The sequence below is a fragment of the Streptomyces sp. NPDC038280 genome (genome assembly GCF_055600045.1).
Genome location: NZ_JBVJYZ010000001.1, coordinates 97011 through 118913, shown reverse-complemented (window position 1 = coordinate 118913; position 21903 = coordinate 97011). Strand labels below are relative to the sequence as shown.

The following is a 21903-nucleotide window of genomic DNA, read 5'->3' as shown; positions in this document are numbered from 1 at the left end:
CGCCCTCGCCGCCGCCGAACACGGTGGTGTAGATGTCCCAGCCGCCGCTGACCCTGACTCCGCCCTGTCCGGCGGTCCAGCTTGCGGTGCCGTCCTGCCACCCGTCGTGGCGGTACCACCGCAACTCACCCTCCGGCGTGACGCCGTAAATGGCGACCGTACTGCCATCCGTCATGACTCCTCCAGCCTTCCTTTGCCAAGCCACCGTCCACAATCAGCTGCGCGGATCACGCAGCGGGCGGAAAGCACCTGTCGTCCCTTTGTCTACTCGAGAAACTGGGGCTCTTCGAGCTCGTCCCCGCCAAAGGAGGCCAAGGCCTCGTCGGCTTCCGGGGCGTCACTGCTGAGCGCATAAGTGCCGGTCTTCGCTTGGCCTTGGAGCGGCGCACTGCTCGTCAAAGCCACCTTGTACATGCCCGGACTTAGGTTGGCCCAGGTCTGGTCATGCGATGCTCCGTCCGCCGGCAGGCTTACGGGGCCGCCTACGGGGCCACCCAGGCGGTGCAGCTGCGCTTGGATGTCACCTCCCGGACCAGGCTGGGACGCCAACGTGATCCGCAGATTCAGCGCCGGAAGGCCGCGGATTTCCACTCCCCTCGTCCACCCCTCCTTCGTGAACCGGAATTTAATGGGCCCCACAATGTCCCTGAACCCGCTCATTTTACCTCCTTTGTTGATGGTGCATCAAATTGGTGCGAAGCCGTCGTATTTGAGGCCTGGTCAATGGAGGCCATTCGGCGCGGCGCATAGAAGCTCCGCAAAGAAGTGGTGTCAGAATTCTCATGTCGCGCCAGCCGGGGCTCCCGCGCGGTGGAGCGGCACGGAAAGAGTCTGCAGTGCAGATGTCCCCTGCGCCGTGAGGACGTCTCTACACCTAGATGAAACTGTGGAAAATGCCAACGCGAAAGGAAGTGGCATGCCCCGTCTTCGGGCCTAGCTCTCCCGTGCCTGACAGTCGCCCGGAGTGGCCCGCAACTCCCAAATTCCTAGCGTAAGGCGCAGCGTCTCTGCTGGCGACTTCGCGTGATCTTGTTGAATCGATAATCACATTGCGGAGAGCTGGGTGGGATGCTGGGCCTGTGGTCGGCGGTGCGAATTCTGCGAATCCGGCCTTGGTTTCGGTGTACGTCGTGGCCGATGGCGTGCCGATAGCGCTCCAGCAGTAGCGCGTGCCTGGCTGCTCTACAGCCCGGCTCCGGGATCGTCCACGGCCACGGTCCGCAGCGGCCGGTGTCCCTGGTCGTCGAGCTGGGCCAGTTCGTGCTCGTAGTCGACAGTGATAGAGCCGTAGTAGTTCACCACCGAGCTGCGGGCCGGCGAGATATGCGTCAGGACCTCGGCATCCACCTCGCGGCCGGCCCCGCGCAATTCACCGACGGCCAGGCCCATGTACTCCGTGTGCCAGCAGACCACCGCGTTCGTCACCACCGTCAGGCACCATGCCTGCTCGTTCTGCTGCTCGGGCTGACGGCGGGTGACCTTGCCCTCGCGGGCGTAGTGGAGCTGGCGGCGCAGGGCGTGCAAGGACTCGCCCTTGTTCAGCTGCCGGGCGATCTTGCGTCGGTAGCCCTCGTCCGACAGGTACTTCGCCGCGTAGATCGTTCTGCGGATCGCCCCGTACCCGTTCAGCGCGGCGGCCAGCGCGTTCTGCCGGGAAGACGCCGAAAGCTTGCCGACGATCAGGGAGGCGGTGGCGTGCCCGTACTTCAGCGACCCCGCCAGCCGCAGCAGGTCGTCCCAGTGATCGGCGATCAGGTCCAGGTTGGCCTTCTTCGTCAGCAGCGGTTCTGCCTCGTTAGCAAGATCGGATGGCGCCGGTTCGGCTCGCGCCGCACCAGGGCCTGCGCGGTCAGACGGCGCCCGACCTGCGCCAGGTAGCGGCGCCGTTCGGCGGGCAGGGACGACATGTCGCGGGTGTCCGCGCCAAGTCCCCGCAGGAACCTCAGCTTCTCGACCTCGCCGCCCACGCTCGCCGGCGACGCCTGCACCGGCCCGGTCACCAGCCAGTGCAACCGTGAGGACCGTAACTTCGCATAGAAGACCAGCAACCCGTCCAGACCGCTGGCCCGCTCGGGGTTCAGCAAATGGGCCACACGGGCGTGGGTCTCCTGCTCGGCCGCCTGGCGGGCGGAGGCGACCCTCTCCAGCAGTGAGACATCACCGGGCCGGATCACCTTCGCCGAACGCAGATACTCGCAGCCCAGCCGGAACAGCAGGCTCGGGGCGTCGTATTCCATCGCGCGGGCCAGCAGGAACTCGTCCAGCTCCTTGAGCTCGATGGTCTTCGCCGGCTTCCACCCCAGATACTCGGCGATCTCCCGCAGACGATCGGCACGGGTCTGCTCACGCTCGCCGTAGCCCGCCAGATCGGCCACGGCGAGCCCAAGGTGACGGGCCAGGCGGCCGACCGCCCCAGGCGGAGCGGCAGGCGGAGCGTCAGGAACGAAGCCCAGCCAGGACAGGGCAGACAGCTGCACAGCGGCGCCGAGCACGTTCTGGGCCCGGCGGAACTTCCGCAGGAACGCCTCGTCCGCCGGGTGAGAGTGAAGTACCGGATCAGCTCGTCCCTGCCGATCGTCGGGAACGACCGCAGGGCCTCGTCGCCATCCGCCCGCCGTCCCGTCACCGGTCAGCCCAACGAGCCACCCTGCGCCCGGCAACGGCCGCGCCCCGCCTTCCCCGAGATCACCCCAGATCAGAGGGAACCTCGCGGGCTTAGCGTTGTTTTTTCGGCGGGAACTACTGGGGCCTCAGATCCAGCCGTCCAGCGACGCCATGAAACCGTCGAAGTCGTCGCGGTGGATCGTGTGGCCCGCCCCCGCGACCGTCCGGACCTCGAAACCCCTCTGCCGGAGGACCCCGGCCTTCGCCTCGGAGATCAGGAAGCTCGGGTCGGCGAGCGTGACCAGCGACGGTACGGCCGGCTTCGCCGGCAGCAGGTCCACCCCGGCGAACGGCTCGAGGCCGTACGCCGATCGCTCGTCCCACAGCTTCAGGGTCTCCAGCTCGATGTCGACGTCGGCCGTCTCCCACCGCGGGTTCATCGCCCGGATCTGCTCACCCGTCACCCCCTTGGCCCGGGCGAACATCTCCGGCCGGAAGCCGTCCCCGCCGCCCGCCAGATGCCAGGCCGGGTCCGAGAAGACCGCACGCCGCGGCGCGAGCCGCTCCACGGCGAACGCGAGCGTCAGACCGCCCAGCGAGTGGCCGATGGCCAACTCGGCCGCGGTGGGCAGCGTTTCCACGATGTCGTCGGCGAAGTCCTGCGGCGTGTAGGTGTCGGCACGACCGCTCGCGCCGTGCCCGCGCAGGTCGACCGCGATCACGCGGTAGCCGCGGTCCGCGAGGGCCGGTCCCACCCTCCGCCAGGTGCGGTGGTCCGCCATGATGCCGTGGATCAGCAGGGCGACACGGTCGCCCGTGCCCCAAGTGGTGGTGTGCAGCTGCACGTCGGTGCCTTTCGGGGAGGGGTGGGAGTGGGGTCCTGCGGCAGCGTCGGCCGGAGTCAGCGCACGGTCCGTATCGGGCGCACGGCGAGCGCGCCCAGCACCGACAACACCGCCGCGACCAGGAACAGTCCGGTGTAGCCGCCGCCGCTGAGCGAGACGATCAGCGAGGCGACGAACGGGGCGACGATCTGCGGGCCGGCGTTGGCCACATTGAGGACGCCCATGTCGCGGGCGGCGTCCTCCGCCGTGGGCAGCACCATCGTGACCAGGGCCGTGTCCACGGCCATGTAGCAGCCGAACCCCAGACCGTTGACGACGGAGAAGGCCAGCATCGCCGCCCAGCTGGTCGACACGGCCGGGATCACCAGCGCGACCGCGGCCAGCGCTGCCGAGGCGCCGACGAAGAGCTTGCGGCGGTCGTAGCGGTCGGAGAGCCAGCCGCCGAGGACCGTCGAGACGACCATCGCGGCGCTGTTCACGGGCATGAGGATCGCCACGGCCTCCTCGGCCTTGAGGCCGGCCGGCAGGACGGTGTGGTCCTTGAGGATGTAGAGCTGGAATCCGGCGACGGAGAAGTAACCCAGGATCAGCAGGGCACGGCCGATGAACGCCCAGCGGAAGTCGTGGTCCCTGAGCGCGCTGCCGAACGCGGCGAGCTGTTCGCGGACCGGCATCGGCGCCTTGGCGGGCATGCGCTCCTCGCGGGCGAAGGCGGAGAAGAGGACCGCCGCGACCGCCACGATCGCACCGAAGACCAGATAGCCGGTGCGGTAGTCCTCCGAGAAGGCGGCGCCGAGCAGCGCGCCGATCGTGGAGCCGATGGGCAGGCCGAGACCGACCGCCGCCGATGCCTTGCCCCGGGCGGCCGTCGGCACCCGGTCGGGAACCACCGAGGTGAGGGCCGCCTGGTAGATGTTCATCACCGCTTGGCCGAGACACCAGGCGATCATCACCAGCAGGATCGTGTGGACGCTGCCGAGCAGCAGCATCACGGGTATCGCCGCCAGCCCGCCGGCCAGGATCCACGGGTTGCGGCGTCCCGAGCGGTCCGAGAGTGCCCCCGCGACCGGGTTGAAGATCGTCGCGAAGATCGCGGAGACGCCGGAGACCAGACCGAAGTTGGCCACCTTCTCCGCGGGGTCGATCGCCTCGATCTGGAGCGCGAGCAGGACGCCGGGTACGCCGATGTAGAGCGCGTACATGGCGGTGTTGCCGGCCAGCAGCAGCGGGAGGAGTCCCCTGGCCGGGCGTCTGACATCGGTCGCAGCGGCGGTCTCGGCCGCGCCCGAGCCAGGGGTGGAAAGCGCCACGGTGCCCTCCTGGGCGGTGTACGGAACGGATGCGGTGGTGCCGCCACAGGGCACGACGGCGTCGCCGACGGGTGTGTCCCGGGATCCCGGCGGCGCGTGCTTACACGTGTAAGTGACGGTGGGGACTGTGTAGCACCAGCGTGAGCCCGTGCGCTAGACCCCTGGTCGCTTCGCTTCGTGCTGTGCGGCGAGGACGTCGGGCCCGCCGGCCCGAGCGACGGAGGCTGATGACGCCGAGTCGGGCCGGCGCCGATTCGAGTCCTGGCTCGTCCGCAACGCTTCGCGCACCCGGCGACCCCGCCGTGACGGACGTGAGGTCGCCCGATCGTCAACGCCCGGTCGGCCGGGCCTGGTTCGGCCGGTGCCTGAGGGCGGAGGGCGCGGCATCGAACGCACCTGTCGGCCCGCGGTGCGTCGGCGTCAGGGACGGGCGTTCCCCGGCGCTCGAATCAGGCCATCCACCAGTTCGAGGCCCGCACTGGTCTGGAAGGATGCCGAACGCGATGACACAGACACCCCACCGGACCTCCCGTCCGGCATCCGGACAGCCCGCCGAGCTCCCCGGTCCCCCGGCCGGGCGCCCCGCGCCCGCGACCGAGCGCCCGGTCCCCACCAGCGCCGACGTCGCCCGGCTCGCGGGAGTCTCCCGGGCGACCGTGTCGTACGTACTGAACAACACCGCGGCCGTCCGGATCAGCGAGCCCACCCGCCGCAGAGTGCGGGCGGCCGCCGAGGAGCTCGGGTACGTGCCGCACGCGGCCGCGCGCAGTCTGCGGGCCGGCCACAGCCGCATGGTGCTGCTGCCCACCGCGCACATCCCCGTGGGTCCCCTCTACAGCCGTTTCTTCAACGAGCTCCAGTGGGCGCTGCGGCGCCTCGACTACACCGTCGTCCAGTACGGCAGCCTCGGTCTCGACGGCGACGAGGCCGCGCGCGCCTGGGCCGAGCTGCGCCCCGTCGCGGTGGTCTCGCTCGGCGAGATCGCGCTGACCCCGCACGGCGTCGGCGTCCTCAAGCGCTCCGGGGCGAAGGCCGTCATCACCCTCGGCGCCGGGCGGGTCGAGGGCGCCCACTCCCTGGTCATGGACCAGCGGGAGGTCGGTGGCTGCGCGGTCGCCCATCTGCTGGAGCGCGGGGCCCGGCGGATCGGCGTGGTGATGCCCGGGGAGCCGGGTCTGGAGATGTTCTCCGAGCCCCGCCTCGAGGGCGCCCGTCGGGCCGTGAGCGGTACGGATGCCGTGATCGAGCCAGTTCCGCTGCGGTACGAGGAGGAGTCGGCCGCCGCGCTCGCGGCCCGCTGGCGCGATCTCGCGCTGGACGGGGTGTTCGCGTACAACGACGAGTACGCGATGCTCCTGATGCGCGCACTGCAGGACGCGGGCGTCGACATCCCCGGAGAAACCGCCGTGATCGGCTCCGATGATCTGCTCCTCGGCAGGCTTCTGAGGCCCCGGCTCAGCACGGTCCGGATCGACATGGTGTCGGGGCAGCGCCTGGCCGAGCTGGTCGACCGGGTGGTCCGCGACCCGGAGGGTGCGCGGGAGCGGCACGACCTCATGGGCGCGCGGGCCGTCCGGCGGGAGTCCACCTGACACGGCCGCCGCCGGCATCGCCTGTCCGGCGCGCGAACGGGGGCGCCTCGGCTTAGCGTCGCGTCCATGAGCACAGTTCCGAAACGCTTCGAGATCCTGCTGGTACCCGAGCACGTGGACGACCGGGGCGACGCGTCCGTCCGCGACAGTGCCATTCGCTCGGCGGTCGTCGAGGCCACGGGCGAGAGGGGCGCCTCGGGCTATCCCCGTTACGCGGGGCACGGTCTGGTGGCCGACATCGACCCCGAGACACGTACCGTGGAAGCGCTGCTCGTGGACGGCGCCGAGCTGGACTACGGGCTCACCGCTCTGGTGGCGCGGGAGGGCCGTGACCGCTGAGCGCCACGGCGGCCCGTGACCGTCGGGCGCGCGGCGACGAGGCCGTTGCGTGCAAGAGCCACTCACTTCCGCGCGAGGGCGTTGACAGGGGGCGTCACCCGACGCAGACTCGGGCGACGCAATTCCTGAATGATATTTCACCTGGCGAACGCCCGGCGGCCTGTGGGAGAGATTTCGATGAGCATCCGCGACGTGTACATCGTCGACGCCGTCCGCACCCCGATCGGCAAGTTCGGCGGGGCGCTCTCCTCCGTCCGCCCGGACGACCTGGCCGCGCACGTCGTCAAGGCGCTCGTCGACCGCGCGCCCGCGCTCGACCCGGCCAGGATCGACGACGTGTACTTCGGCGACGCCAACGGCGCCGGCGAGGACAACCGGGACGTGGCCCGCATGGCCGTCCTGCTCGCCGGTCTGCCCGCCTCGGTGCCCGGCGTCACTGTCAACCGGCTCTGCGGCTCCGGCCTCGAAGCCGTCATCCAGGCCGCCCGCGCCATCGCGCTCGGCGACGCCACGGTCGCGATCGCGGGCGGTGTCGAATCGATGTCCCGCGCCCCCTGGGTGATGCAGAAGCCGGAACGCGCCTTCCCGGCCGGCCATCAGCAGCTCCACTCGACGACGCTCGGCTGGCGCATGACCAACCCGCGGATGCCCGCCGAATGGACCGTCGCCCTCGGCGAGGGCGCCGAACTGGTCGCCGACAAGCACACGATCACCCGCGAGCAGCAGGACGCGTTCGCGCTCGCCAGCCACCAGAAGGCCGCGGAGGCGTGGGCGAAGGGACTGTACGAGGACGAGGTCGTGCCCTACGACGGTGTCGACCTCGCCCGCGACGAGTGCATCCGCGACAACACCTCCCTGGATGCCCTGGGCCGGCTGAAGCCGTCGTTCCGTACGGACGGGACGGTGACCGCGGGCAACGCGTCGCCGCTCAACGACGGCGCCGCCGCGCTGCTGTTGGTCGACGAGGAGGGGCTGCGGGAGTGCGGACGCGAGCCGCTCGCCCGGATCCGGGCCTCGGCCGTCACCGGAATCGAGCCGCAGCTCTTCGGCCTCGGTCCGGTGGAGGCGGTCCGGCGCGCGCTCGCCAAGGCGGGCCGGACCTTCGAGGACCTGACCACCTTCGAGCTCAACGAGGCCTTCGCCGCACAGTCCTTGGGCTGCCTCGCCGAGTGGCCGGAGCTGGACCCGGCCCTCGTCAACCCGCGCGGCGGCGCCATCGCCATCGGACACCCTCTGGGGGCGTCGGGCGCGCGGCTGGCCGGTTCGGTCGCCCACCAGTTGGCGGCGGCGGGCTCGGGCACGGGCCTGGCGGCGCTGTGCATCGGCGTCGGTCAGGGACTGGCGCTCGTCCTGGAGCGCTGAGCACTCGGCGGGCCGACCGCGGGAACGCTGCGTACGGCCGGGGCCACGGGAACGCCGAGTACGGACGCGCTGACGCGGAAGGGCGCGTGCCCCCGAGGGGCAACGCGCCCTTCATCCGGCCCAGACGGGTGTCAGCCCTGCTGCTTGGCCGCCTCGACGGACTTGCGCACCTCGTCCATGTCGAGCTTGCGGGCTTGCCCGATGACATCCTCCAGGGCTGCCTCCGGCAGGGCCCCGGGCTGGGCGAACACCGCGATGTTGTCGCGGACGATCATCAGTGTGGGAATCGAGCGGATCTCGAAGGCGGCGGCCAGTTCCTGCTCCGCCTCGGTGTCGACCTTGGCGAAGACCAGATCGTCGTGACGCTCGGACGCCTGCTCGTAGACGGGGGCGAACTGACGGCACGGACCACACCAGGAAGCCCAGAAGTCGATCAGAACGAACTCGTTCTCGCTCACGATCTGATCGAAGTTGTCCTTGGTGAGCTCGACAGTGCTCATGCTTCCTACCTCTTCCGGTCGTCGTCCGACTCGTGCCCCCACAACGGCGCACGGGCCCGCGCTATTCCGCTGCCCATGTGGCCAGGGCGCACACCTCGCACCACACTGTGCGGTATGACGCGAGCGGTGGAGTACGACGTAGTGGTGCTGGGCGCGGGGCCCACGGGCGAGAACGTGGCGGACCGGGCACGCGCGGCGGGCCTCGAGGTGGCCGTCGTGGAGAGCGAACTGGTCGGCGGTGAATGCTCGTACTGGGCGTGCGTTCCGAGCAAGGCGCTGCTGCGCCCGGCCCTCGCGCGGGCCGACGCCCGCAAGGTCCCCGGGCTGCGCCAGGACGTCCAGGGCCCGCTGGACGCCGCCGCCGTCCTCGCGCACCGCGACTGGAACGCCTCCCACTGGAAGGACGACGGCCAGGCCGACTGGATGGAATCCGTCGGCGCCCGCCTCTACCGGGGCCACGGCCGTCTCGACGGGACGCGCCGGGTCACCGTCGCCGGCCCCGAGGGCGAGCACCATGTCCTCACCGCCCGCCACGCCGTCGCCGTGTGCACCGGCACCCGCGCCGCCCTGCCCGAGCTGCCCGGCCTGACCGGCGCGAAGCCCTGGACCAGCCGTGAGGCCACCAGCTCCGCGCACGTCCCCGGCCGGCTCGCCGTCGTCGGCGGGGGAGTGGTCGCCGTGGAGATGGCGACGGCGTGGCAGGCCCTGGGCTCGCGGGTCACCGTGCTGGTACGGGGCGGGGGGCTGCTGCCCCGGATGGAACCGTTCGTCGGCGAGCACATCGCCGACGCCCTCACCGAGGCCGGCGCAGACGTCCGCCGGCACACCGCCGTCGCCGCCGTCGTCCGTGACGGCGGCACCGGACCCGTCACCGTCGTCCTGGACGGCGGGGACCACGTCGAGGCCGACGAGGTCCTGTTCGCCACGGGCCGCGCACCGCGCACGGACGACATCGGTCTGGAAACCGTCGGGCTCGAACCGGGCTCCTGGATCCGCGTCGACGACAGCTGTCTGGTGGAGGGCAGCGACTGGCTCTACGCCGTGGGAGACGTCAACCACCGCGCGCTCATGACCCACCAGGGCAAGTACCAGGCCCGCGTCGCCGGCGGGGCGATCGCCGCCCGCGCCACGGGCAAGGGCGCGCTGGACACCGGCCGCTGGGGTGCCCACGCGGCCACCGCCGACCACGCCGCCGTGCCCCAGGTCGTCTTCACCGACCCGGAGGCCGCCTCGGTCGGCCTCACCCTCGCCGCCGCCGAATCCGCGGGCCACCGCGTACGCGCGGTCGACTACGACCTCGGCGCCGTCTCGGGCGCGGGCCTCTACGCCCACGGCTACCGGGGCCACGCCCGCATGGTCGTCGACCTGGACCGGGAGGTCGTCCTCGGCGCCACCTTCGTCGGGCCGGCCGTCGGCGAACTCCTCCACGCGGCCACGATCGCGGTGGCGGGCGAGGTCCCCCTCGAGCGGCTCTGGCACGCCGTACCGGCGTTCCCGACGATGAGCGAAGTGTGGCTGCGGCTCCTGGAGACGTACCGAGGCTGAGGGAGGGAGGACAGGGCCCCTCGGGGGTGTCGGCATGTCCGGCGAGGAGGACGGTGCCCCGGGCGGCTCCGGCCGGCGCCCCGATCGCCCACCACCCGCCGCGGCGCGCGTCCCCGGGCAGCGCCGGCGCGCCGTCGGCGGTGGCGGCGACGGAACGAGCGGGACACGCAAGCCGTTCGGGCCCCTGACCTCCCAGGGCGGTGAGGTGGCGGGCCGCGCGCCCGGCGCGACGGTGGCCACCGAGGCCGGCGGCACCACACCCGCGTCCACCGAAGGCTTCGGGCCCGTCACCATCGCCCAGCCCCACGCCCATGGCGCCGAGGCCGCCGCCGTGGCCGCGAGCGCCCGGCGACCGCCGGGCCCCGCGTCAACGGTCCTGGGTGGACCGGCGCCGACTGCGGATCAGCCACACGGTGCCGAAGCCCGCGAGGATCCCGCCGGCGGCGAGGCTCACCGCCCCGGCGATGGTGAGCGGGTCGTTGGTGATCTCGGCCAGCTGCCCGCCGCTGCCGGCCTTCACCGTCCCCGCGTCGTGCCCGGCGGCGATCTCAGCGAGGTTCCCCTGGTGTACGGCCTTCACGACCATCGCGTCCTGGTCGCTCACCGGGGCGGCCGCGGCCGAGGGCGCGGCGATCCCGCACACGGTCACCACGAGCGCGGCCACAGAGCCTATCCGAGTACGCATCACCACATGCTCCCTTCACGCCCCCCGGACCGCGGCGGGCGGAATCTGCGAAAAGGGCGCCGACGTAGCACCCGGCAGGTATCAATCCCCAACGACACGCCGTAGAGTGCAGCAATTCGGTCATTTCACTCCGGCGGTCGATGGGGCGGACGTCGTACGGCCGAAGCGACAGCGCACCCTTCCCGGGGCGCGCCGACGATGTGCGTGCGTCCCTGCCCCCAAAGCGGGTACGCGATCGCCCACACGGTGAGAGTGAGGTGACGCATGGACCAAGGACTGGTGCTGCTTGCGGCATGGGGCCAGTTGGCGGTGCTGTTGGCCGTGGGGCTCTACTTCGTGGTCAGGGGCCGATGAGGACCTCGGGGCGCCGGGCGGGTGCGGTCGCCGGACTCGTCGCCCTGGCACTCGCGGCGGGCTGTGCGGGACCGTCCCGCACCGACGACGACTACCGGCGCAAGGCCGCCAACACCGCGGAGGCCGCCGCCTCCGTCGTGAACACCGCCCTCATCGGCGTCCAGGCGGCGGGCCGGGGCAAGGTCAGTGGGCCGTACGTCTCCACGCTCCTCGGCGAGGCGGAGACCGATCTGCTGGCCACCCAGAGCACCTTCGAGTCCCGGCAGCCGCCCAGCGAGCACAGCGACGCCATCAGGGACCGGCTCGGCAAGGCTCTCGACGACGCCGCCGACGCCCTGGCCGACGTCCGGATCGCCGCCCGCCGCGGAGAGGTGCGCCAATTGCCCGACGAGGCCGCGGCGCTGCCCGCGGTGGCCGGGCGGCTGGACGCGCTCGAGAAGGAGCTGTCGTCGTGAAGCGCCTGCTCGCCGTCACGCTCGGCATCCTGACCGCCATCGGCGGCTTCGTCGACATCGGAGACCTCGTCGCCTCCTCCCTGGTCGGCGCGCGCTTCGGCTTCTCGCTCGTCTGGGTGCTCCTCGTCGGCGTGGTCGGCATCTGCGTGTACGCGGAGATGGCCGGCCGGGTCGCCGCGGTGGCCGGCCGCCCGACCTTCGACCTGGTGCGTGAACGGCTCGGTCCCCGCGTCGCCCTGGCGAACCTGGTCGGCTCGCTGCTGGTGACCGTGCTGACGCTCGCCGCGGAACTGGCCGGCGTCGCCCTGGCCGTCGAGCTGATGAGCTCCGTCGACTACCTGCTCTGGGTGCCGGCCGTCGGTCTCCTCGTGTGGCTGGTGGTCTGGCGGACCAGGTTCGAGACCATGGAACGGGTCTTCGGCCTGGCCGGACTCGCCCTGATCGTCTTCGTGGTCGCCGTCATCCAGCTCGACCCGGAGTGGGGCGGCGTCATCGACCGGGTCACCCACCCCGAGGTGCCCGGTGGAGAGGGGCTGCCGACGTACTTCTATTACGGCATCGCGCTCTTCGCCAGCGCCATGACACCGTACGAGGTGTTCTTCTTCTCCTCCGGCGGCATCGAGGAGCGCTGGGGCCGCAAGGACCTCATCACCGCACGGATGAACGCGTTCATAGGGTTTCCCCTCGGCGGCCTGCTCGCCCTGGCCATCATGACCGCGGCGGCGCTGCTGCTGCACCCGGCGGGAGTGGCGGTCGAGCACCTGTCCCAGGTCGTCCTGCCGGTGGCGTACTCCCTGGGGAAGGCCGGCGTCGCCCTCGTGCTGCTCGGTGTCTTCGCCGCCACCTTCGGAGCCGCCCTGGAGACGGCGCTGTCCTCCGGCTACACCGTCGCCCAGTACTTCGGCTGGACGTGGGGGAAGACAGCGGCGCCACGCACCGCCTCGCGGTTCCACGCCGTCGTCATCGTGTCCCTCATCGGCGGGATGATGCTGATCCTCACCGGCGTGGACCCGATCAAGGTGACCGAGTACTCGCTGGTCTTCGCGGCGGTCGCCCTGCCGTTGACGTACCTGCCGATCCTCGTCGTCGCCAACGACCCCGAATACATGGGCGAGGCCGTCAACGGCCGCCTCGCCAACGTCATGGGCGGCGTCTATCTGGTCGTCGTGCTGGTCGCCGCCGCCGCGGCCATTCCCCTGATGATCGCCACGAAGGCAGGACTCTGATGCCCCGTCACGAAGATCCCGAGCGGTCCCGTCGCCGCCTCGGCCGCGCTTACAGCGCCCGTTTCCACCTGCTCGACCGTCAGGTCGTCGACCAGGACGAGAGGCCGGTGTGCAAGGTCGACGACCTGGAGCTGGAGCACGACGAGCACGGTCGCCCCTATGTGACGGCCGTGCTGGTGGGACCGGCGGCTCTCGCGCCCCGGCTGGGCGGGATGACGGCGCGGTGGCTCACCTCCGTCCAGCGGCGGCTGAACACGGGCCACGAGGAGGGCGCGGCGCGCCTCGACATGGGTCATGTCACGGGCATCGGAGCCGTATTGACCGTCTCCCTTCCCGAGGCCGGGTCGGGTGTCCACGCGTTGGAGGACTGGATGCGAGAGAACGTCATCGGCCGACTCCCGGGGTCCGGTCATGCGGCTGGCTGACCTCATGGGCGCGCGCGTCCTCGACTCCTCCGGCCAGGAGATCGGCCACGTCGGCGACGTGCGCCTAGTCGAGCGCCGGGCGCCGTCGGGATCCGGCGCGGTCGGCACCGTCCTGCGGGTCGAAGGACTGGTGGTGGCCACCCGTGGGCGCGGCCGGCTGTACGCGTACGACCACCGGCCCGTCGACGGCCCCCTGCCCCTGACGTGGCTGGCGCGCCGCGCCGCCCGGCGCGCCCGCTGGGTGCCGTGGGAGAGGGTCGCGGCCCATCAACGTCCCGAGCGGCTGGGAGAAGCGGGAACGGTACGGCTCACCGTCCGCGGGGAGGACCTGACCCCGCTCGCCCGCGCCCACGACGACTGGGCCAAGTCCCTCTGACGTGCGCAACTCCCGGCACGCGAGCGGATCCACGCCGGGCGGAGGAGAATGGGGATGGTGACCGGCGCGACGCGCCCGCCTTTCTCTCCTCAACCCCTGCCTCATGTCTTCTGCCGCGCGAGTGGTTCTCCGATGGCTGACAGCAGTGCTGGTGAGCATTGCGGTCGCGGTGGGACCGACTGCCTTCTCGGGAGCATGGGCGGGCGGGCACGCAACGGCGGGCGTTGGCGCGGCCGCGGACGCGGGGGCGTTTCGGAAGCAGGGAATCACTCTCAGCCCCAGCGAGGGCCCGCCGCTGACGTCGGTCGACGTCAGCGGCGAGGGATTCGGGGGCTGTCGCCTCCGCACCGCGGTGGGGGAAACCACGCGCGAGGTCAAGGTCGACCTCACCTGGGACGGGGGCCAGATCGGCACCCGGGGAACGGTCGACGCGAACGGGCACTTCGACGCGAGTTTCGAGGTCCCCGAGGACGCCACCGAGGAAGACCACCCCGTGGTGGCGACCTGCTACGGACCCGGGGGAGAGGCCCGCGCCTCCGGCTCGGCGACCTTCACGGTGGTGACGCCGCCCCCGACGGAGAGGGCGCTGACGCTCGATCCCACCGAGGGCCCCGCCGAGGAGACTGTCGAGGCGACTGGTTCCGGATTCAACTGCGAGAGTGCGGAGCTCCTGTGGGAGGAAGACGCGCTGGGTACCGCCGACGTCCTGGAGGACTACTCCTTCTCCGTTCGGTTCACGGTTCCCGCCGACGCGTCCGTCGGGCCGCACCCCGTACGGGCCCAGTGCGTGGACGACCCCGGTGTGGGGGCCGAGGCCGACTTCACGGTGACGCAGGGGACCGGCACCGACGGCGGTACGGACGGCGGCACCGACGGCGGTACGGACGGGGGTACGGACGGGGGGACTGACGGGGGTACCGATGATGGCGGCACGGACGGTGGCGGAACGGACGGTGGAGGTACTGGCGGGGAGTCGTCGACTCCCGTCGCCTGGGTCGTCGGTCCGGCCGGCCTCGGCGGCGTACTGCTCCTCGCCGCAGGCGCGTTCGCCTTCATGAGCCGCTGGCACCGCGGCCCCCGCTGGGTCCGGAGCCACGTCCGCACGGCGCTGCGTTCCGGCGCCGCGTCCGCCGATGTGACCGAGCAGACCGAGCAGACCGAGCCCGGAGCCGGGGCGACCCGCAGCGTACGGCTCGAACCACACGCGGACCCGGGGGACCAGACCATCGACGAGGTGGATCGATGACCACGATTCCAGCGGCACAGCCCGTCACCCAGCCCCCCGCGGAGCCCGTCACCGTACGCGCCTTCCTGTTCGGCGAGGACGGTCCGGACTCCACCGGCGCTCTCGTCGGTCCCCTCCGTGCCCAGGGCGTGACCGGGGTGCTGGCCGACGGACTGCGCGGTCTGACACCCGCCGCCGACCGGGCCGTCGAAGAGGAACTTGCCGCCGTGCTCGACGGCTTCCTCGGCCTGGACCTCCTCGATCTCGCGGCCGGCGGATGGCGCAGGCACGCCGCCCTCACCGCGGCCGCGCGCCGCACCCGCGACACGCCGGGCAGCCAGGAAGTGGTCGCGATGGCGACGCACAGGATCACCTCCAGCCACCGGCCGCACGTCGACGTGTTCGTCGACGCCGCCAAGATCGGCACCCTCGACGTCGTCCTCACCATGGTCTACCGGATCTCCGGGCTCGTGGCCGTCGTCCGGGACGCCCACCTGGTCGCCGTACGCAGCGGAGAGTGCGCGATCGAGGGCACGCTCTCCGTCCAGCGGATCGTCCTGGCGGAACGGAAGGGAAGGCTGAACCTCCCCGGCATCCTCCGGCTGCGCTCGGCGATCCCGCTGCTCCATGAGCCGGCCCCCGCCGTTCCGCCGCCACCCGACTACCAGCCCACGGCGCCGCGGGGCAGCGGGTGGACCTGACGCCCGGCTGCCCGTCCGCCCGTCCGACGCGGGCGGGCGGGCGCGAGTGCCTGCACCCGCCGCGCCGCGTGCAGGGGCGGCCGTCCGGGCACTGTCCCCGCCCGCTTGTCACCCTGTGGTGACAGCCCTCCTGAGCGTGCGGTGTCTCACCCCTCCTGAGCCGTCAGGTGCTCGCCGAACCAACCCCTCGCCAGTTCCGCCACCGCGTCCAGCGCCCCCGGCTCCTCGAAGAGGTGCGTGGCGCCCGGGACCACATCGAGACGGTTCTCGCACGTCAGTTGCCGCTGTGCCTGGCGGTTCAGGTCGAGGACCCTCGTGTCGTCGCCGCCCACGATGAGCAGCGTGGGCGCCCGTACGTCCGACAGATGCGGGCCGGCGAGGTCGGGGCGGCCGCCGCGCGAGACCACGGCGCCGATGTCGAGGTCGGGCGAGGCGGCGGCCCGCAGCGCCGCCGCAGCGCCCGTACTGGCTCCGAAGTAGCCGACCGGGACCGACGCGCGGCTGCGCAGCCAGCGCGTGGCGTCCGCGAGTCTTTCGGCCAGCGTCTCGATGGCGAAGACATTGGCCCGCTCCGCTTCCTCGGAGGGCGTGAGCAGGTCGAAGAGGAGGGTGCCGAGACCGGCCCGGTTCAGGGCCGTCGCGACCGAGCGGTTCCGGGGGCTGTGCCGGCTGCTGCCCGACCCGTGGGCGAACATGACGACCGGCCCGGCGCCGATCGGCAGCGTGAGGTCCCCGGCCAGCCGGACTCCGCCCGCCTCCACCACGACCGCCTCGGCGACGGCCTCGGCGAAGGGGCGGGCCGGCGCCGCACCGGTAGCTGTGCCCGTGCCCGCGCCCGTGCCCGTACTCGCCGCGTCCGTGGCCGCGTCCTCGTGCGCCGCCCGGGCCAGCAGGTCCACCACGTCCTCGTCGGGGGTCTGCGCGAAGTCCTGGTACCACTCGCCGACAGCCCGGAACGCGGCCGGCGACGACAGGCACACCACCTCGTCCGCCACTTCGCTCAACCGGGTCACCGCGTCCGGGGGCGCCACGGGAACGGCCAGAACCACCCGGGCCGCGCCCTGCGCCCGTACCACCTGGCACGCGGCCGCCGCCGTCGCGCCGGTCGCGATCCCGTCGTCGACCACGATCACCGTGCGCCCGGTGAGCGCGACCCGCGGCCGCTCGTCGCGGAAGCGCCGGGCCCGGCGTACGAGCTCCGCCTCCTCCGCCTCCTCGACCGCCGCGAGCTCCTCGGGCGCGGCCCGGCTTCGGCGGACGATGTCGTCGGTGATGACCCGTACGCCACCCTCACCGATGGCGCCGAAGGCCAGTTCACGGTGGTAGGGAACGCCGAGTTTGCGCACCACGATCACATCGAGGGGTGCCCCGAGCGCCCGCGCGACCTGGAACGCCACCGGCACCCCGCCCCGGGGCAGGCCCAGGACGACGGGACGATCCGGTTCCAGATGCCGTAGCTCCTCGGCCAGGCGTCGGCCGGCTTCTGTGCGATCGGTGAACAGCACCGTGGTGCACCCCCAAACCCAGGGGAGAGGGAATCCGGGAGACGGAATCCACGTCCACACCTCCTTCGACGCAACCCCATTTGCGGCGTGCCCGCAAGTCGGGGACGGTCGGTCCATGAGTGGTCGCACGAGTGGTCGCATCCGGGCCGTACTGATCGACATCGACGGTGTCCTCACGGTGTCGTGGAAGCCGCTGCCCGGCGCCGTGGCGGCCATGGAACGGCTGCGGTCCGCGGGATTCCCGCTGGCCCTGGTCACCAACAACACCTCGCGCACCCGTGCCGCCATCGCCGAGAAGCTGGCCGCGGCGGGCTTTCCGGTCGGCGTCGAGGACGTCCTCACGGCGCCGGCCGTCACCGCCGCGTACCTGCGCGAGAACCACCCCGGCGCCCGCTGCCTGCTGGTGAACACCGGGGACGTCCACGAGGACCTCACCGGCGTGACGCTGATCGACGGGGCCGCCGCGGGGGAGGGAGACGGGGACGATCCCGGGGCACCACCGGACGTGGTCGTCTTCGGCGGCGCGGGGGACGCGTTCAGTTACCAGGCCCTCAACCGGGCCTTCCACCACGTGCAGCGCGGCGCCAGGATCGTCGCCATGCACCGCAATCTCTACTGGCGCACCGACGCCGGCCTCGACCTGGACACCGGGGCCTTTCTCCTGGGCCTGGAGAAGGCGGCCCGCACCGAGGCGGAGATCACCGGCAAGCCGGCGAAGGCCTTCTTCGCCAGTGCTCTGTCACACCTCGGAGTCACAGCCGCGGAGACACTGATGGTCGGCGACGACATCGAGTCCGATGTACTGGCGGCTCAGCGCGTCGGCATCACGGGAGTGCTCGTGAAGACGGGCAAGTACCTCCCCGAGACGCACCGGGCGGCCACCGGCGCGCCCCACCACGTCCTCGACTCCATCGCCGACCTGCCCGGGCTGCTGGAGGGGCAGGAGTAGCGGGTTGCCGTCACCCGGATCGGCCGGCCGGCCCATTTACCCGAATCACGACGGGCGATTCCCGCTCGGGGCCCTCACCTGACGCATGCGGCGCGTACGCAAGAAAGAGCACGCCACCGAGCGCCCTCCCCGAACACCCCGGCGCCAATTGTCCGGCGGTCGATCAACCCCCTTTAATCGAGGCATGGATATGGGGGGATTTCATCTATGGACTCGGTGCGCGAGCTCACGAATGCGGCATCCGCATTCGCACGACCGCCCTCTCCGCCGTCGCACGCCCCACCCCACGCCTCACCGCCGGTCGCGGATCCGGGCACGAACCCGGGCGCGCATCAGGCCGGACGGGGGGTACTGGAAGGGGCGTTCGCGCTGCTGGACACCTTGCAGACGGTGGAGGAATCGGGGCTGACCGACGTCGCGGCACGTACGGGCCTGCCCAAGACGACCGCGTACCGCCTGCTGGAGCAACTGGTCGAGTTGGGTGTGGTGGAGCGCAACCGGGCCCGGTATCGGGTGGGTTCACGGGCGTTCCGGCTGGGACGCGGATGGGAGCCGCACACGGGACTTCTCGCCGCGGCGAGAAGTCCCGTGCACGCGCTGGCGCGGTCCACCGGAGCGGCTGTGGGAATCTGTGTGCTCCGGGAGGGCCGGACCATGGCGGTCACCGGAGTTCCCGGCGCGTTCGGGGGGCTGGTGTCGCTCCGGCCGAGCGAGAGCTGGCCGTGGAACACGGCCGCCGGAAAGGTGCTGTTGGCGGAGGCGCGTCCGGGGCAGCCGTTCGGACCACTGCCTGCCGGGTGGGCGAGCGAGGCGGCGACGATCCGCGACCGGGGGATCGCCTTCGACCGGGAGGAGATCCTCGCCGGAGTGTGCTGTGCGGCCGTTCCGCTGCGCAACCGCGGTGGAGAACCGGTCGCGGCGCTCTGCGTGATCGTCGACGCCGCGTACCGCCTGCCCCGCCTCGCGGAAGCGGTGGCGGGAGCGGGCAGGGCCATCAGCGCGGGCCTGCGCTGAACCACGCCGGCTCCGGCGCCCGTTCCGCTCAGCGGACCGCCGCGCGACACCGCGCGTCCGGACGATCACGCTGGTACCTGGGATCGCATCCGCTCACGTTCGCGCATCCCGCTCACGTCGCCGAACGCCCGTGCTTCCGGGCGTGATCCGAGGAGGCAGACCCGTGACGCTGATCGTCAAGTTCGCCGGCAGAGCACCGCTGCCGGCCCCGTTCTCCTCGTACCACGTCTGGTCGTACACCGTTCAGCCCGGCAGTCCGGGCGATCTCCATGCCGCCCAGCGCGTCGCCCTCGCGCTCCCGGCCGATGTGGACGTGCGCGACCCGGAGGAGTTCCCCGGTGTCCCGGCCCTGGAAGGGACCTTCGTCGAGTCCGAGGCAGGCATCAGCCGTCAGTACGTGGGCCGTTCGGTCAGCGGCTCGGGCACCCAGACCCTCTCCTTCGTCGCTCCGCCGGGCCAGACGGAGCGTGAACTGTTCCTGGTCACGAAGACGGTCGGACAGCAGTGGTCCGTCACTCCGTTCGCCAAGGCCCAGGGCGGGCCCGTCGGGAGCGTACAGACGCTTCCCGCCCCGGCTTCCGGTGCCACCAGCCCCTCGGGGCGGCCCGTGACCGAGTTCACCGGCACCCTGCCGTACGCCAGCGAGATCTTCGGCGTCTATCAGCCCCTGCCCGGCTGGCTCGGCTACTCGGGCGCGGGCCGGCTGTCCGCCGCTGTCGGGGCGGAGCTCGACCGGGCGCGGTTCGCCGGCGCGGCGGCGCGCGGTCTTCACGACGACACCCTGGCGCGGTTCGCGGGCCAGGACCCTCCGACCGAGGGCATCCTGTCCCCGGTCGGGCTGGTGAACCTCTTCCGGCAGTACTTCTTCGAGTTCGACACGTTCCTCGGCGCCCCGGCCGGTCATCTGTGGATCAGCCCGGGCGGCATGGTGGAGGTGATCGAGTCGACGACACGGCGGACGCTGGTCGAGAAGACCGCCGAGCAGTCCGAGGAGAGCACCCGCAAGGTGGAGGAGAGCCTGACCGACCAGACGGATGTGGCCGACGCGGTCAAGGAGTCCAACGCCAACGACACCACGCTGGGTGCGAGCGCCGGCGCCGGGGCGAGCTTCGCCGGTATCTACCACGCCGACGCGAGTGCCAGCTTCAGCAGCAAGAACACCACCAGCAAGTCGTCCGAGGCGACCCACAAGCACACCCGGACGCAGAGCAGCAAGGTCTCCAGCGAGATCCGGCGCAACTTCAAGACCACGTTCAAGACGGTGACGGAGACGACCGACACCTCCAGCAGGCGCTATGTCGTCCAGAACACCTCCGACCAGCTGGTCAACTACGAGCTGCGGCGCAAGATGCGCAAGGTCGGCGTCCAGGTGCAGCACATCGGAACCCGGATGAGCTGGCAGGTCTTCGTCAACGCGCCGGGCCGGACGCTGGGACTCGGTGAGCTCGTCGATGTCGTCCCCGCGCCCGACCTGACCTCCGTCAAGAAGCCAGAGCCGCCCGAGCCACTGGCGCCCATCCTGACGAGCTTCACCAACACGTTCCCCATCGTCGAACACCAGGACAGCACCAACGCCCCGCACAACGACGCCGACTGGAAGCGCCAGGGCGACTTCGACCGGATGTGGCGCGGCGAGGAGGACGAGTACATCGTCGCCAACTTCGACTACGGCTCGATTCCCCCCGCCCCCGGCTACACACTGAACACCAACCCGGAGCTGGTCCAGTTGATCTCGGCGAAGACGGGGTCGGGCGCCGACGCCAAGTTCCTGGTGAAGTACGTCATCACCAAGCCGGAAACCGGAAGGTTCCAGGTCAGGGCCGACAACGTGCACTTCGGCGGCTCGCCGCCCATCACCTTCACCCTCTCCCTGCGCTGGGAGCCGCCCGCGAAGCACCCGGGGGAGGATGCCTACAAGGAAGCTCTGGCGCTCTACGAGAAGGAGGTCGCGGCCCTCCAGCGCAAGGCGTACGCCAACGCCGTGCGGGAGCGGGTGAACCAGCTGAGCAAGGTGCGGACCAGGCCCTCGGACGATCTGCGCAAGGAGGAGCGGCAGTCCGTGTTCGCCGGCCTCGTCGACAGGCTCCAGCTCTTCGACGCCAAGGACGCTCATCTGGAGTCCGAGCTGATCCGGCGGATCTTCGACGTCGACCAGATGCTGTACTTCGTCGCACCGGACTTCTGGCGTCCGGACGACGTCTCCGCCCCCGCCCAGGGGGACTCGCTCGGCCGCTATCCCGTACCGCGGGCCCAATGGGAGGGCGACCCGGCCGACCCGCTGGCCGGAGAGACCGTTCTCACGCAGTACTCGCGGACCTCCTCCCACAACCCGCCCGACGCCAAGGTGCCCCCGCCACCGCCTGAAGGGGAGCCCGCGCCCCAGGTGCCCAAGGAGTGGCGGGTCGACTATCTGGTGACCGACGAGTCCCGCCCGGCACCGATGGGCAGTTCACTGGGCTGGCTGGTGCAGAACGACGGCGACGAGCGGCGCAACGAGTTCCTGAACTCGGCCTGGGTGAAAGCGGTTCTCCCAATCATGCCGGGCCATGAGCTCGAGGCGCTCGGCTGGCTCACCAAGGCCGGCGTGGAGGGCGAGGCCGCGCTCGACAAGCCGTACACCTGGCAGCCCGGTGATCCGGAGGAGTACCGGAACAAGACCATCGGGCAGGTGCTGGAGCTGCTCGCCAAGGAACTACAGGAGACCAACACCAGCATCGCCAACGTCCTGAAGACCGAGAAGGTCTTCGAGACGGGCTTCGACCCGCTCGGCGGAGGGTTCCGGCCGGCCGAGCCGTACCAGGTGTTCGACCAGTGGCTCGAAGTCCTGCCCACCGACCAGGTCGTCGCCGTCGAGGTCACGTACGACCCCAAGACCGGTCAGCAGCTGTAGG

General features: G+C 71.4%; 20 protein-coding genes. 13 read left to right on the top strand and 7 right to left on the bottom strand.

The genetic code is table 11. The annotated features are described in order from the left end of the window. Nucleotides 1-1182: 1182 nt before the first annotated feature. The 4 genes from ACZ7J0_RS00540 to ACZ7J0_RS00525 form a co-directional block, all read right to left on the bottom strand. The gene (locus ACZ7J0_RS00540; RefSeq protein ID WP_470884068.1) at nucleotides 1183-1752 is read right to left on the bottom strand and encodes a Tn3 family transposase; all 570 of its coding nucleotides are present in this window, start codon (nucleotides 1750-1752) and stop codon (nucleotides 1183-1185) included. A 23-nt stretch (nucleotides 1753-1775) separates the two neighbouring features. After that, on the bottom strand, nucleotides 1776-2660 hold the full coding sequence (locus ACZ7J0_RS00535; protein WP_470882776.1) for a DUF4158 domain-containing protein: 885 nt from the start codon (nucleotides 2658-2660) through the stop codon (nucleotides 1776-1778). A 90-nt stretch (nucleotides 2661-2750) separates the two neighbouring features. Beyond that, the gene (locus tag ACZ7J0_RS00530; protein ID WP_470882775.1) at nucleotides 2751-3449 is read right to left on the bottom strand and encodes an alpha/beta fold hydrolase; all 699 of its coding nucleotides are present in this window, start codon (nucleotides 3447-3449) and stop codon (nucleotides 2751-2753) included. A gap of 56 nt (nucleotides 3450-3505) precedes the next feature. Next, entirely contained in the window at nucleotides 3506-4759 is a 1254-nt protein-coding gene (locus ACZ7J0_RS00525) for an MFS transporter (RefSeq protein ID WP_470882774.1), read from the bottom strand. A 503-nt stretch (nucleotides 4760-5262) separates the two neighbouring features. Here ACZ7J0_RS00525 and ACZ7J0_RS00520 point away from each other — a divergent pair. The 3 genes from ACZ7J0_RS00520 to ACZ7J0_RS00510 all read left to right on the top strand — a co-directional run bounded on the left by ACZ7J0_RS00520 (nucleotide 5263) and on the right by ACZ7J0_RS00510 (nucleotide 8052). Beyond that, entirely contained in the window at nucleotides 5263-6351 is a 1089-nt protein-coding gene (locus tag ACZ7J0_RS00520; RefSeq protein ID WP_470882773.1) for a LacI family DNA-binding transcriptional regulator, read from the top strand. 66 nt (nucleotides 6352-6417) lie between these two features. Beyond that, nucleotides 6418-6690 (top strand): hypothetical protein, encoded by a 273-nt coding sequence (locus ACZ7J0_RS00515; protein WP_470882772.1) that lies wholly within the window; start codon nucleotides 6418-6420, stop codon nucleotides 6688-6690. A gap of 177 nt (nucleotides 6691-6867) precedes the next feature. Beyond that, nucleotides 6868-8052, top strand: coding sequence for a thiolase family protein (locus tag ACZ7J0_RS00510; protein ID WP_470882771.1), 1185 nt, complete (start codon nucleotides 6868-6870; stop codon nucleotides 8050-8052). Nucleotides 8053-8183: 131 nt separating this feature from the next. Here ACZ7J0_RS00510 and trxA read toward each other — a convergent pair whose 3' ends face one another. Beyond that, the gene (gene trxA, locus ACZ7J0_RS00505) at nucleotides 8184-8552 is read right to left on the bottom strand and encodes a thioredoxin (RefSeq protein ID WP_470882770.1); all 369 of its coding nucleotides are present in this window, start codon (nucleotides 8550-8552) and stop codon (nucleotides 8184-8186) included. Nucleotides 8553-8666: 114 nt separating this feature from the next. On the opposite strand from trxA, the gene ACZ7J0_RS00500 reads away from it, so the two are divergent. Beyond that, nucleotides 8667-10097, top strand: a complete 1431-nt coding sequence (locus tag ACZ7J0_RS00500) for a dihydrolipoyl dehydrogenase family protein (RefSeq protein WP_470882769.1) — start codon at nucleotides 8667-8669, stop codon at nucleotides 10095-10097. Between the two features lie 367 nt (nucleotides 10098-10464). On the opposite strand, the gene ACZ7J0_RS00495 is transcribed toward ACZ7J0_RS00500, so the two are convergent. Further along, nucleotides 10465-10782: a hypothetical protein gene (locus ACZ7J0_RS00495; RefSeq protein WP_470882768.1), complete on the bottom strand. Its 318-nt coding sequence runs from the start codon at nucleotides 10780-10782 to the stop codon at nucleotides 10465-10467. A gap of 350 nt (nucleotides 10783-11132) precedes the next feature. On the opposite strand from ACZ7J0_RS00495, the gene ACZ7J0_RS00490 reads away from it, so the two are divergent. The 6 genes from ACZ7J0_RS00490 (at nucleotide 11133) to ACZ7J0_RS00465 (ending at nucleotide 15544) form a co-directional block, all read left to right on the top strand. Continuing rightward, nucleotides 11133-11591, top strand: coding sequence for a hypothetical protein (locus ACZ7J0_RS00490; RefSeq protein ID WP_470882767.1), 459 nt, complete (start codon nucleotides 11133-11135; stop codon nucleotides 11589-11591). After that, the gene (locus ACZ7J0_RS00485; protein WP_470882766.1) at nucleotides 11588-12817 is read left to right on the top strand and encodes an NRAMP family divalent metal transporter; all 1230 of its coding nucleotides are present in this window, start codon (nucleotides 11588-11590) and stop codon (nucleotides 12815-12817) included. The genes ACZ7J0_RS00490 and ACZ7J0_RS00485 overlap by 4 nt, the downstream gene beginning before the upstream one ends. Continuing rightward, complete coding sequence (locus tag ACZ7J0_RS00480) at nucleotides 12817-13242, top strand: hypothetical protein (protein WP_470882765.1); 426 nt, start codon at nucleotides 12817-12819, stop codon at nucleotides 13240-13242. Before ACZ7J0_RS00485 ends, ACZ7J0_RS00480 begins: the two co-directional genes overlap by 1 nt. After that, a complete protein-coding gene (locus ACZ7J0_RS00475; RefSeq protein WP_470882764.1) occupies nucleotides 13229-13618 on the top strand; it encodes a hypothetical protein in 390 nt (129 codons plus the stop codon). The genes ACZ7J0_RS00480 and ACZ7J0_RS00475 overlap by 14 nt, the downstream gene beginning before the upstream one ends. A 352-nt stretch (nucleotides 13619-13970) precedes the next feature. Further along, nucleotides 13971-14864, top strand: coding sequence for a hypothetical protein (locus ACZ7J0_RS00470; RefSeq protein ID WP_470882763.1), 894 nt, complete (start codon nucleotides 13971-13973; stop codon nucleotides 14862-14864). Then, nucleotides 14861-15544 carry a hypothetical protein gene (locus ACZ7J0_RS00465; RefSeq protein ID WP_470882762.1) on the top strand — a complete coding sequence of 228 codons (684 nt, stop codon included), beginning with the start codon at nucleotides 14861-14863 and terminating at the stop codon, nucleotides 15542-15544. Before ACZ7J0_RS00470 ends, ACZ7J0_RS00465 begins: the two co-directional genes overlap by 4 nt. 146 nt (nucleotides 15545-15690) lie before the next feature. Here the strand turns inward: ACZ7J0_RS00465 and ACZ7J0_RS00460 are convergent, their stop codons facing one another. Next, entirely contained in the window at nucleotides 15691-17049 is a 1359-nt protein-coding gene (locus ACZ7J0_RS00460; RefSeq protein WP_470882761.1) for a phosphoribosyltransferase family protein, read from the bottom strand. Nucleotides 17050-17164: 115 nt separating this feature from the next. Between ACZ7J0_RS00460 and ACZ7J0_RS00455 the strand changes: the two genes are divergently transcribed. The 3 genes from ACZ7J0_RS00455 to ACZ7J0_RS00445 all read left to right on the top strand — a co-directional run bounded on the left by ACZ7J0_RS00455 (nucleotide 17165) and on the right by ACZ7J0_RS00445 (nucleotide 21902). Continuing rightward, complete coding sequence (locus tag ACZ7J0_RS00455; protein WP_470882760.1) at nucleotides 17165-17998, top strand: HAD-IIA family hydrolase; 834 nt, start codon at nucleotides 17165-17167, stop codon at nucleotides 17996-17998. 351 nt (nucleotides 17999-18349) lie between these two features. Continuing rightward, nucleotides 18350-19012 carry an IclR family transcriptional regulator gene (locus tag ACZ7J0_RS00450; RefSeq protein ID WP_470884063.1) on the top strand — a complete coding sequence of 221 codons (663 nt, stop codon included), beginning with the start codon at nucleotides 18350-18352 and terminating at the stop codon, nucleotides 19010-19012. Between the two features lie 163 nt (nucleotides 19013-19175). Then, on the top strand, nucleotides 19176-21902 hold the full coding sequence (locus ACZ7J0_RS00445; protein ID WP_470882759.1) for a hypothetical protein: 2727 nt from the start codon (nucleotides 19176-19178) through the stop codon (nucleotides 21900-21902). Nucleotide 21903: the final 1 nt, after the last annotated feature.